This window comes from Aeromonas rivipollensis (assembly GCF_037811135.1).
Classification (GTDB): Bacteria; Pseudomonadota; Gammaproteobacteria; order Enterobacterales; family Aeromonadaceae; genus Aeromonas; species Aeromonas rivipollensis.
The window spans coordinates 4,468,464-4,482,800 of sequence record NZ_CP149130.1 but is presented as its reverse complement, the minus strand read 5'-3'; the positions used below and the strand labels follow the sequence as shown (position 1 = coordinate 4,482,800).

At 63.2% G+C, this 14,337-nt stretch carries 13 protein-coding genes; 7 read left to right on the top strand and 6 right to left on the bottom strand.

Annotated elements, in window-relative coordinates; genetic code table 11:
* Positions 1-34: 34 nt before the first annotated feature.
* Complete coding sequence (gppA, locus tag WIR04_RS20595; RefSeq protein WP_338892657.1) at positions 35-1,525, bottom strand: guanosine-5'-triphosphate,3'-diphosphate diphosphatase; 1,491 nt, start codon at positions 1,523-1,525, stop codon at positions 35-37.
* A 13-nt stretch (positions 1,526-1,538) separates the two neighbouring features.
* Complete coding sequence (gene rhlB / locus WIR04_RS20590) at positions 1,539-2,828, bottom strand: ATP-dependent RNA helicase RhlB (RefSeq protein WP_025328830.1); 1,290 nt, start codon at positions 2,826-2,828, stop codon at positions 1,539-1,541.
* A gap of 113 nt (positions 2,829-2,941) precedes the next feature.
* Here rhlB and trxA point away from each other — a divergent pair, with 113 nt between their 5' ends.
* The 5 genes from trxA (at position 2,942) to fre (ending at position 8,208) form a co-directional block, all read left to right on the top strand.
* Positions 2,942-3,268 (top strand): thioredoxin TrxA, encoded by a 327-nt coding sequence (gene trxA, locus WIR04_RS20585; protein ID WP_025328829.1) that lies wholly within the window; start codon positions 2,942-2,944, stop codon positions 3,266-3,268.
* 206 nt (positions 3,269-3,474) lie between these two features.
* On the top strand, positions 3,475-4,740 hold the full coding sequence (rho, locus tag WIR04_RS20580; protein ID WP_010672370.1) for a transcription termination factor Rho: 1,266 nt from the start codon (positions 3,475-3,477) through the stop codon (positions 4,738-4,740).
* Positions 4,741-4,847: 107 nt separating this feature from the next.
* Positions 4,848-5,852: a hypothetical protein gene (locus WIR04_RS20575; RefSeq protein ID WP_338889458.1), complete on the top strand. Its 1,005-nt coding sequence runs from the start codon at positions 4,848-4,850 to the stop codon at positions 5,850-5,852.
* A gap of 33 nt (positions 5,853-5,885) precedes the next feature.
* Positions 5,886-7,355 carry a 4-hydroxy-3-polyprenylbenzoate decarboxylase gene (gene ubiD / locus WIR04_RS20570; RefSeq protein WP_025328827.1) on the top strand — a complete coding sequence of 490 codons (1,470 nt, stop codon included), beginning with the start codon at positions 5,886-5,888 and terminating at the stop codon, positions 7,353-7,355.
* Positions 7,356-7,509: 154 nt separating this feature from the next.
* Positions 7,510-8,208 (top strand): NAD(P)H-flavin reductase, encoded by a 699-nt coding sequence (gene fre, locus WIR04_RS20565; protein WP_042648685.1) that lies wholly within the window; start codon positions 7,510-7,512, stop codon positions 8,206-8,208.
* 180 nt (positions 8,209-8,388) lie between these two features.
* Here fre and ubiK read toward each other — a convergent pair whose 3' ends face one another.
* On the bottom strand, positions 8,389-8,646 hold the full coding sequence (gene ubiK / locus WIR04_RS20560) for a ubiquinone biosynthesis accessory factor UbiK (protein WP_025328825.1): 258 nt from the start codon (positions 8,644-8,646) through the stop codon (positions 8,389-8,391).
* Positions 8,647-8,946: 300 nt separating this feature from the next.
* Here ubiK and WIR04_RS20555 point away from each other — a divergent pair, with 300 nt between their 5' ends.
* Positions 8,947-11,361 carry a VolA/Pla-1 family phospholipase gene (locus tag WIR04_RS20555; RefSeq protein ID WP_338889457.1) on the top strand — a complete coding sequence of 805 codons (2,415 nt, stop codon included), beginning with the start codon at positions 8,947-8,949 and terminating at the stop codon, positions 11,359-11,361.
* Positions 11,362-11,564: 203 nt separating this feature from the next.
* Here WIR04_RS20555 and glpG read toward each other — a convergent pair whose 3' ends face one another.
* Positions 11,565-12,398: a rhomboid family intramembrane serine protease GlpG gene (gene glpG, locus WIR04_RS20550; protein WP_338892656.1), complete on the bottom strand. Its 834-nt coding sequence runs from the start codon at positions 12,396-12,398 to the stop codon at positions 11,565-11,567.
* 29 nt (positions 12,399-12,427) lie between these two features.
* A complete protein-coding gene (glpE, locus tag WIR04_RS20545) occupies positions 12,428-12,751 on the bottom strand; it encodes a thiosulfate sulfurtransferase GlpE (protein ID WP_025328822.1) in 324 nt (107 codons plus the stop codon).
* Between the two features lie 167 nt (positions 12,752-12,918).
* Between glpE and WIR04_RS20540 the strand changes: the two genes are divergently transcribed.
* On the top strand, positions 12,919-13,512 hold the full coding sequence (locus WIR04_RS20540; RefSeq protein WP_025328821.1) for a LysE family translocator: 594 nt from the start codon (positions 12,919-12,921) through the stop codon (positions 13,510-13,512).
* On the opposite strand, the gene WIR04_RS20535 is transcribed toward WIR04_RS20540, so the two are convergent.
* Positions 13,491-14,336: an AraC family transcriptional regulator gene (locus WIR04_RS20535; RefSeq protein WP_338889450.1), complete on the bottom strand. Its 846-nt coding sequence runs from the start codon at positions 14,334-14,336 to the stop codon at positions 13,491-13,493. The two genes, WIR04_RS20540 and WIR04_RS20535, sit on opposite strands and share 22 nt — an antisense overlap.
* Position 14,337 lies beyond the last annotated feature (1 nt).

Sequence of the window (14,337 nt, the reverse complement as noted above, 5' to 3'; positions counted from 1 at the left end):
GGGAAAAGGAGCAGAGTGGGCGCGTGGCGCCCAATCAGGCTTCCTGCACGCGGGTGGGCCAGCCCATCTTCTGCTGGCGCTCCACCTCGAGCCGCAGCTCGCTGGCGCGCAGGTAGTGTTCATCCATCCACCCCTTGGGCAGGGTCAGGGTCAGCGACTCCTCCTCGGCCTGCAGGCTGAAGCTGGGGACAGTGCCCTGGGTGCGGCGCATGCAGAGGATCAGTGCGATGCGCAGGATGCGGGCCAGCCGGATCGCCTGGCGACCGGTGACGGCGCCCTGCTTCTCCAGGGTGTCCAGCTTGAATTCGTCCCGCTGGTTGAACAGCAGGGCCGACAACAGCTTCTTCTGTGCCGGGGTGAAGCCCGGCATGTCGATGTTGTCGATGATGTAGGCGGCGTGTTGCGGCGCTTTCTTGTACTCGATGCAGAGGCCGATCTCGTGCAGCAGGGCCGCATAACGCAGGATGGGGCGGCCGTAGCGCTTGGAGAGACGCCAGGCCGGTTGCAGCTGGTTGAAGGCCAGGACGGCGGTGTCGCGCACCCGCTCGGCGTGCTCTTTATCCAGCTGATAGCGGCTGATCAGGCTGTCGGCGGTTCTGTCCCTGGCATCACAGTCGTGATTGTTGCCGAGCAGGCCATAGATCAGCCCTTCCCGCAGGGCGCCGCCCGCCAGCGTCATGCTCTCGATGTTCAGGGTCTCGAAGATGGCGATCAGGATGGCGAGGCCGGAGGGGAACACGGTCAGCCGCTCGGCGGCCAGCCCTTCCAGCTGCAACCGATCCAGCCTGCCACAGGCGATGGCCTGACCCATCAGCTCCTGCAACTTCGGCAGGGTGACCCGCTCGCTCTTCCCTTGCGCCAGCATGATCTCCTGCAGCGCCTGGACGGTGCCGGAGGCGCCGACACAGGTGCGCCAGCCGAGGGCGCGGTAATCTTCCGCCACCTTCTCCAGCACCGTCTTGGCGGCGGCAATGGCCTGCTGGAAACGGGCCTCGGAGAGCTCGCCGTCACCGAAGTGATTGTTGAGCCAGGTGACGCAGCCCATGTGCAGGCTGTTGAGCAGTTTCGCTTCGCTGTGTTCGCCTATCACCAGTTCGGTGCTGGCGCCGCCGATGTCGATCACCAGCCGGTTGCCTTCCCCGGCGGAGGTCCAGGAGACCCCCTCGTAGATGGTCTTGGCCTCTTCCTCGCCCGAGATGATCTCGATGCTGTGGTTGAGCACCCGTTCCGCTTCGCTCAGGAACTCGTCGACGTTGGTGGCGAGGCGCAGGGTGGCGGTGCCCACTACCCGGATGTTGTCGGCCGGAATGTCCTGCAATTGCTCGGAGAACAGACGCAGGCAGTCCCAGCCCCGCTCCATGGCGGCACGGCTGAGACGAAACTCCAGATCGAGACCGGCGGCGAGGCGAACCTTGCGCTTGACCTTGGTGACGGTGCGCAGGGCACCGGCGACCTCGCGCACCACCAGCATGTGAAAGCTGTTGGAGCCGAGGTCGATGGCGGCATAGAGCGGCGAGTTGTGCAACTGGGCCAGTCCCTTAGTTCTTGCGTGGCGGACGGCGGCGGTTGTTGCTGTTGCCACCACCCTGGCGATCCCGCATGTTGCGGTTCACCGGCTGACGGTTGCGGAACACCCGTTTCGGGGGGGTCACGTCATCCAGCAGGGAGTCGCGATCGTACTTGCTGACCGGGATGGGGTGATGGATGTACTCCTCGATGGCCGGCAAGTTGAAGGCATAGTCTTCACAGGCCAGGCTGATGGAGTGACCACTCTTGCCGGCACGACCGGTACGACCGATACGGTGTACATAGTCTTCGGCGTCGTCGGGCAGGTCGTAGTTGAAGACGTGGGTCACGTCCGGGATGTGCAGACCACGGGCAGCCACGTCGGTGGCGACCAGGATGTCCAGGGTGCCCTTGGTGAAGTCTTCCAGGATCTTCATCCGCTTCTTCTGCGGCACGTCACCGGTCAGCAGGCCGACACGGTGGCCGTCGTTCTCCAGCCACGCATGCACGTCTTCGCAGACATGCTTGGTGTTGGCGAAGACGATGGCTTTTTCCGGCCACTCCTCTTCCATCAGGGAGAGCAGCAGCAGCATCTTGTCTTCGTTGGAGGGGTAGAACAGCTCCTCCTTGATGCGCACCCCGGTCATCTGTTCCGGCTCTATTTGCACGTGTTCCGGGTGGTTCATGTGCTCGTAGGCCAGCTCCTGCACCCGCAGGGAGAGGGTGGCGGAGAACAGCATGCTCAGACGCTCGGTGGCAGGTGGCATACGGCGGAACAGGAAGCGGATGTCCTTGATGAAGCCGAGATCGAACATGCGATCCGCTTCATCCAGCACCACGACCTGGATGTTGCCCAGATCGATCACCTTGGACTTGAAGTAGTCGATGATGCGGCCAGTGGTACCGATCAGGATGTCGACGCCCTGTTCCAGCACGGCCAGCTGCTTGTCATAGCCTTCGCCACCATAGGCGAGACCGAGCTTGAGCCCGGTGGAGGCAGACATGCCTTCCGCATCGTTGTAGATCTGGACCGCCAGCTCCCGGGTCGGGGCCATGATGATGGCGCGGGGCTGGTTGACGAGGCGCGGCCTGGTCAGCGGATGGGTCAATAAATAGTTGAAGGTCGCGGCCAGGAAGGCAAGGGTCTTGCCGGTTCCCGTCTGGGCCTGACCGGCGAGGTCATGGCCTTCTACCAGCAGGGGCAGAGACAGTGCCTGGATGGGCGTGCAATAGTGAAATCCCTTTGATTCCAGACCAGCCAGAACTTCGGGTTCGAGGCCCATTTGGGCGAATTTTTCGGTCGTTAGATGTGTTTTGCTCATGGCGGTAGGTTATCAGGTTAGGCTTGCAATAATAAACAGGATCATTTCAAATAGGGCAACTATTGCCTTTGTTGAACCATCAATAAAGCCTTAATTACTGACTGGAGTTGGAGATGAGTGACAAGATTGTTCAGCTGAGCGATGCCAGCTTCGAGGCCGATGTAATCAAAGCCGACAGCCCCGTTCTGGTCGATTTCTGGGCTGAATGGTGCGGTCCGTGCAAGATGATTGCCCCGATCCTGAACGAAGTCGCCCAAGAATATGCCGGTCGCGTGACAGTGGCGAAATTGAACATCGATCATAACGCCGACACTCCGCCCAAATACGGCATTCGCGGTATCCCGACCCTGCTGCTGTTCAAGAATGGCGAAGTGGCAGCGACCAAGGTCGGCGCCCTGTCCAAGACGCAGCTGAAAGAGTTCCTGGACGGTAACCTGTAATAATCAAGAAGGAGCGCATTGCAATAATGCGCTCCTTGTGTTTTATCACCTAGACGCTCATCCCGATTGGTGCTAGTTTATCGCTCGTTTGCTAACCTTTTTGCCTGACTCCTTGCTTAACAGCAGCCTGGCAAGTCAAATCCGATCAGCATCAATCCAGCAGACTGTCTCCTCATTTCAATCCTTGCTTACAGACTTTCACCACTATGAATCTGACTGAATTAAAGAACACTCCTGTGTCCGAGCTGGTACAGCTTGGCGAATCCATGGGGTTGGAAAATCTGGCTCGGGCGCACAAGAAAGACATCATCTTCGCGATCCTCAAGGCGCACGCCAAGGGTGGCGAGGATATCTTTGGCGACGGTGTGCTGGAAATCCTGACCGACGGCTTTGGCTTCCTGCGCAGCGCAGACGGCTCCTATCTGGCAGGTCCGGATGACATCTATGTCTCCCCGAGCCAGATCCGCCGCTTCAACCTGCGGACCGGCGATACCATCTCCGGCAAGATCCGGCCACCGAAAGAGGGTGAACGCTACTTCGCCCTGCTCAAGGTCAACGACGTCAACTACGACCGTCCGGAAAACTCCCGCAACAAGATCCTGTTCGAAAACCTGACCCCCCTGCACGCCAACGAGCGGCTGCGCATGGAGCGTGGCAACGGTTCTACCGAAGACATCACCGCCCGCGTGCTGGATCTGGCGTCCCCGATAGGCAAGGGCCAGCGTGGCCTGATCGTCGCACCGCCCAAGGCCGGTAAGACAATGCTGCTGCAGAACATCGCCCAGAGCATCGCTTACAACCACCCGGACTGTGAACTGATCGTACTGCTGATCGACGAGCGTCCGGAAGAAGTGACCGAGATGCAGCGCATGGTGAAGGGGGAGGTGATCGCCTCCACCTTCGACGAGCCTGCCTCCCGTCACGTCCAGGTTGCCGAGATGGTGATCGAGAAGGCCAAGCGCCTGGTCGAGCACAAGAAGGATGTGGTGATCCTGCTGGACTCCATCACCCGTCTGGCCCGTGCCTACAACACCGTCATCCCGTCATCCGGCAAGGTGTTGACCGGTGGTGTGGATGCCAACGCCCTGCATCGTCCGAAGCGCTTCTTCGGTGCGGCCCGTAACGTCGAGGAAGGCGGCAGCCTGACCATCATCGCCACCGCGCTGATCGATACCGGCTCCAAGATGGATGAAGTCATCTACGAAGAGTTCAAGGGTACCGGCAACATGGAACTGCACCTCTCGCGCAAGATTGCCGAGAAGCGCGTCTACCCAGCCATCGACATCACCCGCTCCGGCACCCGCAAGGAAGAGCTGCTGACCGCGCCGGACGAGCTGCAGAAGATGTGGATACTGCGCAAGATCATTCACCCCATGGGCGAGATCGACAGCATCGAGTTCCTCATCGACAAGCTGGCAGCCACCAAGACCAATGACGAGTTCTTCGACTCCATGAAGCGTCAGCAGAAATAACTGCATCTTGGAATGACAGAACCGCGGCCCAGGTCGCGGTTTTTGTTTATCTATTTCACGACTGGCTTAGTAGTATGTAGCCTCGATGTCACAAGGAAAGGGACGTCATGACGCTGGTATTTCTTATAGGACTCTGCTGGATGCTGGCCGCCCCGGTGCAGGCCGATACCCCGCCGCAGCTGCGGGCGCCGCTGGTGGCGGACGAGGGATTGGAGGGGCACCGGGCGTACCTGGATAGCCGCATGGCATTGGGGCAGTTTGATGCCATGGACTCGCTGCTGGAGACGCTGGCGGTGGGGCAGCGGGAGTATTTGCTGCATCAGCTGCTGAGCGGGCTCAAATCGTCGGACACCCCCAGCCCCGCCCTGCTGGCCTGGGTGCGCAAGCAGGCCGCCAAGGCGCCGCAATGGCTGGTGGAGGGGGAAGTGGACGGTTTCCTGGTCCAGCTGCCCGCCTATGACTTTGCCGCCGAGGCCCGGCTGGTGCTCAACCACTGGCAGCAGCTGGCCTGGCAGGACAACTACCGTCAACTGCTGGAGCGGAACAGCTTCGACTACAAGCAGCTCTACTACAGCCGCAACCCTGAGCTGGCCCGGCAGCAGCAGGCGCTGCTGACAGTGCTCGATGAGCAGCCCACCCAGGTGCTGCGGCGCGAGGCCGACCGGCTCGCCTCCCTCAACCTCTTCCTGCCGGACAACCAGCTGCTGCTGCACCTCATCGAGCGGACCGGCGATACCGCGCTGTACCTGAAGCTGTGGCGCCAGCCTGTGGATCACGACAGCCTGGCGGCCCTGCACACCATTCCCCGCTTCCATACCGGCCCGGAGGCGAGCGATCTGCTGATCGCCGCCAGTCGCAACGGGCGGCTGATGATCCCCGCCCTGCAGCAGCTCAGCCGGCTCTCGCCGCTGCCGGACGGTGCCCAGCAGTATCTGCTGGCGGAGCTCGGCAAGCACCAGTATGGCGGCCTGGTGGCCGGTCTCTTGCTGCAGATGGACGAGCCCAGGCTGCTGGGCCAGCTGGCGGACAGGCTCACCCGACAGGAGCGACGTCACGCCTCGTCCGTCATGCTGCCCGATACGGGTACACCGGATGCGCGGCCGGGGTTATAATGCGGAACCTCCTGACCCCGCTAGGGTACCTGCATGAAATACAAGGACTTGCGTGATTTCATCGCGCAGCTGGAACAAACCGGACAGCTCAAGCGCATCAGCCGCGAGATAGACCCCTATCTGGAGATGACCGAGATCAGCGACCGCACCCTGCGTGCGGGCGGCCCGGCCCTGCTGTTCGAGAATCCCAAAGGCTACTCCATGCCGGTGCTGACCAACCTGTTCGGCACCCCGGATCGGGTCGCCATGGGCATGGGCCAGCCCAACGTCGGTGCCCTGCGCCAGGTCGGGGTCTGGCTCTCCTACCTGAAAGAGCCCGAGCCGCCCCGCGGCCTCAAGGAGCTGATGGAGAAGCTGCCCATCTTCAAGCAGGTGCTCAACATGCCGACCAAGCGGCTCTCCTCCGCCCCCTGTCAGCAGGTGGTACTGGAGGGGGATGCGGTGGATCTGGACCAGATCCCCATCCAGCACTGCTGGCCCGGTGATGTGGCGCCCCTGGTGACCTGGGGGCTGACCATTACCCGCGGTCCCTACAAGAAGCGGCAGAACCTCGGCATCTACCGTCAGCAGAAGATCGGCAAGAACAAGCTGATCATGCGCTGGCTGGATCACCGCGGCGGCGCCATCGATTTTCGCGAGTGGCAGGAGGCCCATCCGGGTGAGCGTTTCCCGGTGGCAGTGGCGCTCGGCGCCGATCCTGCGACCATACTCGGCGCCGTGACGCCTGTGCCGGACAGCCTCTCCGAGTACGCCTTCGCCGGCCTGCTGCGGGGTAGCCGCACCGAGGTGGTGAAGGCCCTGAGCTGCGATCTCGAGGTGCCCGCCAGCGCCGAAATCGTGCTGGAAGGCTATCTGGAGCCGGGGGAGATGGCACCAGAGGGTCCCTACGGGGATCACACCGGCTACTACAACGAGGTGGACGAGTTCCCGGTGTTCACCATCACCCACATGACAATGCGCCGCGATGCCATCTATCACAGCACCTACACCGGCCGCCCGCCCGATGAGCCGGCGGTGCTCGGAGTGGCGCTCAACGAGGTGTTCGTGCCGCTGCTGCAGAAGCAGTTCCCCGAAATCGTGGACTTCTACCTGCCACCGGAAGGCTGCTCCTACCGGATGGCGGTGGTAACCATCAAGAAGCGTTATCCCGGCCATGCCAAGCGGGTGATGCTGGGGGTCTGGTCCTTCCTGCGCCAGTTCATGTACACCAAGTTCGTGATCGTCTGCGACGATGACATCAACGCCCGGGACTGGAAGGACGTGATCTGGGCCATCACCACCCGGATGGACCCGGCGCGGGACACCACCCTGATCGAGCACACGCCCATCGACTACCTCGACTTCGCCTCGCCGGTCTCGGGGCTCGGTTCCAAGATGGGGCTGGATGCCACCAACAAGTGGCCGGGGGAGAGCAACCGGGAGTGGGGTCAGCCCATAGTCCAGGACGAGGCGGTGAAGCAGAAGATCGACGGGATCTGGGACGAGTTGAAGATCCTCGACTGAGCGACCCCTCCGGGCTGGCGGTCATCCCGACGCAAAAGTGCGGTATTGCCGTGCCGAATTGGGTATGCTCGACTGACTTGACCACAAGCTGGTCGCCAGAAAACAGTGAAACCATGAGCGAAGCGGGCCGGGCAGGCCCCTCACAAGGACAAGAATGCAACGTATCAAGTGCCGCGTAGAGGAACTGCGCGAATATGTCGACACCATCTGGCACGTGGCCCTGACGCCGCAACAAGCGGTGAGCTTCAAGCCTGGCCAGTATCTGCTGGTGGTGATGAGCGATTCGGACAAGCGCCCCTTCTCCATCGCCAACTCGCCGACCCGCTCCGGTGTGCTGGAGCTGCAGATCGGTGCCACCCCGGAGAACGCCTACGCCGGTCAGGTGCTGGCCCGCATGCGCGAGCAGGGGGAGATCGAGATCGAACTGGCCGCCGGCAAGGCCTTCCTGCGTGACGAATCGCCGCGCCCCCTGATCCTGATGGCAGGCGGCACCGGCTTCTCCTACGCCCGCGCCATCCTGGAGTATCTGATCGATACCGGCAGCAAGCGCCCGGTGTTCCTCTACTGGGGCGTGCGCCAGGCGCATTGGCTCTATGAGCAGGGGCAGATGCAGCAGTGGGAGCGCGACTATGCGCCGCTGACCTTCATCCCGGTGGTGCAGGAGCCACAAGCGGACTGGACCGGCAAGACCGGCCTGGTGCACAAGGCCATCATGGATGACTTCGTCAGCCTGCATGACTACGACATCTATGTGGCCGGTCGCTTCGAGATGGCGGGTGCCGCCCGCGAGGAGTTCAAGGTGCTGGGTGCCGAGCCAGAGCGCATCTTCGGCGACGCCTACGAGTTCATCTGATCACCGTCTACCCGAGGAGCGCCGATCTGCTCCCTTCTCCCCTCGCGGGAGAAGGGGTGGGGATGAGGGGGTGAGCAACTTGGTTTGCCAGCCCGTATCGCCCCCCCCTTGGGCATCAGAAACAACAAACCCCAGCCTGGCTGGGGTTTGTTTTATGTGCCGACGGGACGTCGAGCCGTATTACTCGCCCTTGGCGCCGAGTTGCTGTTCCAGCTGGGCCAGTTTGGCCTCGAGGGCGGTCAGCTTCTCCCGGGTACGCAGCAGCACCTTGGTCTGCACGTCAAACTCTTCGCGGCTCACCAGATCCAGCTTGTTCAGCTGGGCCTGCAGCACCTGACGGGTCTTCTTCTCCACCTCTTCACCCATGCTGCGAATGCCGGGCGGCAGGGCGTTGTGTATCTGTTTGGCGATCTCTTCCAGTTTTTTCGGGTCGATCATGAGGTTCTCCTTAAGCAATGCGCCATTCTACCGACAAATCCTCCCCTTTGCCGAGATCGGGGTGGCTTTTTGCGCCACTGGCCCTGAAAGGCTCTGGTCGGGTCTGGCGATAAATGGAAGGCTGCTACCCTTTCTCGTCGGGGTTCAATTCCAGTTCCTTGATGTTGTACACAAAAAAATCAGATCAGATGACCGACCAGAGGCTTATTAATTGTTGCGTTGCTGTTAATATGGCTCGGTCGGGTTTGGACCCTACCCCGTCAGGCTCATCATGGATAACAACATAAAAGAGATAAGGATATGAAAAAAAAGCTAATTTACGCGGCCGTCGTCAGTGCGCTGCTGAGCGGTTGTGGTGGCAGTGACGACAACAAAGGCGATACCTCAAGCTATCTCGATTATCTGCTGAGCGGCACCAATGCGGCGCGCCCCAGCGCCCTGGCCGCCCGTGCCAGTGACGGCACCCTGAAGTTCTCGACCGAAACGGCCGATCTCTCCAATCCAGTCTCAGCCCTCTCCACCCTGGATGGCTGGTCCACAACCCAGGCGATCCAGATAGTGCCGGTGACTGCCTCGGGCATCACCGTCAAGGCGCCGTCCGCCGCCGAATTCGGTGCCTCAGTGGCCCCGCTCTACCTGCTGGAGCTGGAGTTCGACAGCGCCGCCCTGCGCCCGAGTGGCGTGAAGAAGGTGCTGACCTACGGGGTGGACTTCGTGGTCGCCGAGTCGGCGGGCAAGCTGAACCTGGTGCCGCTCAAGCCGCTTAATCCCTCCTCCTACTACATGATAGTGGCGACCGATTCACTCAAAGACAGCAGCGGCAACCCCCTGCGGGCGGGTAGCGACTACAGCAACTACAAGAGCACCACCGGCAGCAATGCCCAGGAGCAGACCATCAGCGGCCTGATCGCGCTGCAGGAAGGGCTGTTCAAAGCGGCCACCGGCATCACCAGCGACCACGTGATCTTCTCCGACTGGTTCGGTACCCAGTCTGGCGCCGACGTGCTGGTGGCGGTGAAAGGCGCGGCCGCTTCCGTGCTCAAGAGCCCGACCCTGGACGCTGCCGCCCTGTGGAAGCAGGACGCCCTGGGCAACACCAGCCTGCCCGGCACCTATACCCTGGCCGTGACCGGCAGCAACACCTTCCTGACTCAGCTGGACGCCGAGAACTTCCTGCCCCAGGAGCAGAAAGATGCCATTGCCGCCGCCGTTGAAGCTAACCCGCAATTGAAAGGTCTTGCCGGCATGACCCAGGTCTATACCGGTACGGTCAAGCTGCCCTACTTCCTCTCCTCACCGGCCACTGCCGGCTCCTGGGACAAGGCCAGGACCCAGTCCTGGCACGGCGCCATCCCCAGCCTCTACGCCATCGCCAATGCACTGAAGGCCCAGGATGCCGAGGTGATCGGCGGCCTGGTGGGCGCCGGTGTGGATCCGGCCCTGCTGGGCGAGCTCATCGCCGATCCGAGCCGTCAGGCCGAGTTGCTGGCGGAGGCGAGCAAGCTGATCGGGGTGACCCTCACCTCCGGCGGCAAGGCGCTGGATCCCGAGATGAACATAGGCCGCTTCAACCCGCTGCCGGCGCTGGAAGAGGTGCAGTCGGTGCCGATGCGGATCTTTGCCGCCGCGCCGCTGGCGAACATCACAGACGTGATCATCTATCAGCACGGCGTCACCTCGGTGAAGGAGAACGCCTACGCCCTGGCCCTTGGCCAGATCGGTGCCGGCGCCCAGGCGAGCAAGAACGTGGCCGTGGTGGTGATCGATCATCCGTTGCACGGTGAGCGTGGCTTCGCCCTGACCGGCAGCCTGGACTCGGTGACCACCTCCGACAACCCGACCCCCTACCTGAACCTGAGCTACCTGACGGTGGCGCGGGACAACCTGAAACAGAGCGTGGCGGATCTGCTGGGCCTGCGTCTGGCGGTGGGCTTGGCCAATGCCAAGGGTGCTATCGGTCAGAAGGGCCTCAAGGTGCACTTCCTGGGTCACTCCCTGGGCGCCATCGCGGGGGCCAACCTGCTGGCGGTGGCCAACCAGCCCATCGGCAACGCCCAGGCGGATGCCCTGTTCAAATTCACCACAGGCGGCCTGGCCATGCCGGGTGGCGGCATAGCCCCGCTGCTGCTGAACTCGCCGACCTTCGGCCCGACCATTCAGATGAGCGTGCTGACCGGTGGCAGTGCCGCCCTGAAGACGGCCTTCACCGCCTATGCGCCGAACTGCAAGACGGCGGCGCCGACCTGCTTCGTCAACGAGTTCCTGCCTAGCCTGGACGCCGCCACCCAGGCGAGCGCGGCCGGTACCCTGCAGAGCTACAGCTTCGCGGCCCAGTCGGTGCTGGATTCGGCGGACCCGATCAACCTGGGTCGCGGCATAGCGACAGACTTCCCGCTATTTGCCACTGAAGTCGTCGGCGACGGCGCCCTGAGCCTGTCGGATCGGGTGATCCCGAACAGCATTGCCACCGCTCCCCTGGGTGGCACCGAGCCGCTGTTCAAGGTGCTGGCCCTGCAACCCCTGAGCGCCACCGGGGCGGCCAACCACCATGCCACCCGCTTCGTGGCCGGTGGTCACAGCTCGCTGCTGGCACCGGACGAGAACTTCGATCCGACCGGCGCCGTCACCTCAGAGATGCAGACCCAGTTCGGCAGCTTCTTCGCAAGCGACGGTACCGCGGTCAAGGTGACCGACGCCAGCCTGCTCAAGCAGTAAGCCTGTCGGCCAATAAAAACGCCGCCCCTAGGGGCGGCGTTTTCGTTTCTGGTGATGGTGCCTGCTAGGAAGTGCGTCAGGCGGGCCTGTGGTGTCTGTCCAGCCAGCCTTGCAGCAGGCCGATCAGCAGACCGGCCCAAAGGACCATGTTGGCGGTCGCTCTGGCTGCCGAGCAGGTCGAAAGACTTGCCGACAACCAGGTCTCACGCTGGTCTGTGATGTCTGTCCAGCCAGCCTTGCAGCAGGCCGACCAGCAGACCGATCAGATGGGCCATGTTGGCGGTGGGGGTGCCGAGCATGTCGAAGAAGCCGAGCACCAGCCAGATCAGCATGAAGCCCATCAGGGCCGGCGGCATGGTGAGGCCGCAGGCCGGTTGCAGTCTGGCACGCAGCCAGCTGTAGCCGAGCAGGGCATAGACCACCCCGGAGAGGCCGCCAAAGCGCGGGCCGCTCACGAAGAACTCGGCGATATTGGGCAGCGCGGCCCCGACCAGCAGCAGGATAAACAGCTTGCCGCTGCCGAGCCGCTGCTCGATCTGGCCGCCGAGATACCACCACCACAGCAGGTTGAACACCAGGTGCAGCACCGAGAAGTGGATAAAGGCCGGGGTGACGTAGCGCCAGGCCTGCCAGTCGGTGAACTGGGCCAGGGTCGGGTGGAACGCCAGCTCGTCGAAGATCGGCAGGCCTATGGCGTCGAGGGCATAGATGGCCAGGCAGGCGATGATGACCACCAGGGTCAGGGGGCCCGCCTGATGGAGGAAATCGGTGACGGGATCCGTCATCCCCTTGCTGTAGTCGATGCGGGCATCCGCCCGGCCGGATTGCCAGGAGGCCTCCATGTAGCGGGGGTGATTGGGCTCGGCCAGGAAGCGTTTCACCTCCTGCTGGGCCTGGGCGAGGCGCAGCTCGTCCGCCAGCCAGACCGAGACGCCGAGCTCGGACTGGGTCAGCTCGCACGGGATGCCGAGGGTGGCGAGGTAATCCACCAGCGCCTGGGCCATGCGGGCGTCGCCCAGCACCAGCAGCTGGATCATGCCGGCCGGGGAGGAGTGGCTCGTCCCTGTCATGCGTCGCCTGCCTGGATCGGGAACTCCCTGCGCCAGGCCTCGAAGCCGCCGTCCAGGCTGTAGACGGCGTCATAGCCCTGTTGCAGCAGGTACTGGGCGGCGCCCTGGCTGCTGTTGCCGTGATAGCACATCACTATCACCGGGGTATCGAAGTCCACCTCGTTCATGAAGCGAACCAGGGAACCGTTGGTGAGGTGGAAGGCGCCGACCGCGTGGGCCGTCTCGAAGGATTGGGGATCGCGAATGTCCACGAGACGGGCCTCACCGGCCTCCAGCTTCTGGTGGGCATCCTGGGCGCTGATATGGGCAAACTGGTCCATTGAGATGTCCTGCAAATAGATGATTGAGGGCCAGTTTACCGCAAGCCGTGGCTAGCGCTAAGTCCACAATGTGCCTTGCCATGTGCCGCGGGATCGCAATTTCCTTCAATATCGGCCCGAGCGGGCCGGATAGGCTGGTGGCTCAATCCTTTGCGTGAGCATCATCCATGGAAATCAGTCTGTTGTTGTCCATGTCCGGGTTTGCCCTGGCCATGTCCATCTCCCCCGGTCCGGTCAACCTGGTCGCCCTCGGCACCGGCGCTCGTTATGGCTTTCCGGCCAGTCTGCGCCACGTGGTGGGGGCGACCCTGGGCTTCATCCTGCTGCTCCTGCTGATGGGGCTGGGCCTCGGCGGTGCCCTGTCCCGCTGGCCGGTCGCGGCGGGCGCCATCCACTGGGGCGGCGTGCTCTTTCTCTGTTACATGGCCTGGCAGCTGCTGGTGGACAGGGGGCAACTGGAGCGGGTCGAGGGGGCGCCACCCGCCTTCTGGTACGGGGCGCTGATGCAGTGGCTCAACCCCAAGGCCTGGCTGGCGGCCAGCATGGGGATGGGGGCCTACGGGGTCGCGGGCGGGCTGGGGCAGATCGCCCTCTTTACCTCTGTCTATCTGGTGATCTGCCTCGGCTCCATCGCCTGCTGGGCCTATGCCGGCAGTTGCATGCAGGGGTTGCTGCTGGTGCCTCGCCGACTGCGCTGGTTCAACCGGGCCATGGCGCTCTTGCTGCTGCTCAGCGCCGCCTATCTGGTGCGTTCAGCCTGACGGGCGAGCTGGGTCCTGTACTGGCCCGGGGTGGCGGCGACCCGGCGTTTGAACTGGCGCTGGAAGTGGGCCTGATCCGCGAAGCCGCTGGCCAGGGCGACCTCGGCCAGGGGCTGCCCCTGCCTGAGCAGGGTGCGGGCGTGGCGGATGCGTTGATCGAGCAGGTAGGCGTGGGGGGTCATGCCGTAATAGTGGCTGAAGGCACGCACGAAGTGGGAGGGGGTGAGCCCGGCCACGGCGCTCAGTTGTGACAGGCTGAGGGGGCTGGCGCAGTCGTCCTGCATCAGCTCGGCGGCCCGCTGCAGGTGCTGGGGCGGGCGATCATCCCAGCGTGCCGGGGTCAGCCTGGCCAGCAACTGGCGACTGAACAGGTGGCAGGCCACCTCGCGGGCCAAGGGATCCGGCGCCTGCAACAACTGGTGATGGAGGTGCTGCAAGCCGTGGTACAGCAAGGGATCCCGGCTCGCCGTCATGTCGAAGGGCCTAAACTCGCTGCCGAGGCCGGCCTCCTGCTGCTGGCTGCGCAGCCAGTCGGTATCGAGGTAGAACATCAGATAGGACCAGGGCTGGTCGGCGATGGGATTGCAGGCGTGCACCTCTTCCGGGTTCATCAGCACCAGGGAACCGGGGCCGACCTCCTGCCTGCTGCGCTGGTTGAGGTAGTGACTGTGGCCGCCGGTGATGGCGCCGATGGAGAAGTGGGCGTGGCTGTGCTTGTCGTAGCAGACGTGGCGGCCATCCTGCACCGCCCGCGCCTCGATGAAGGGCAGGGCAGGGTCGTGCCAGAAGCTGTGTCTGTCCGGCCCTGCCTCTGTCCTGCTCATG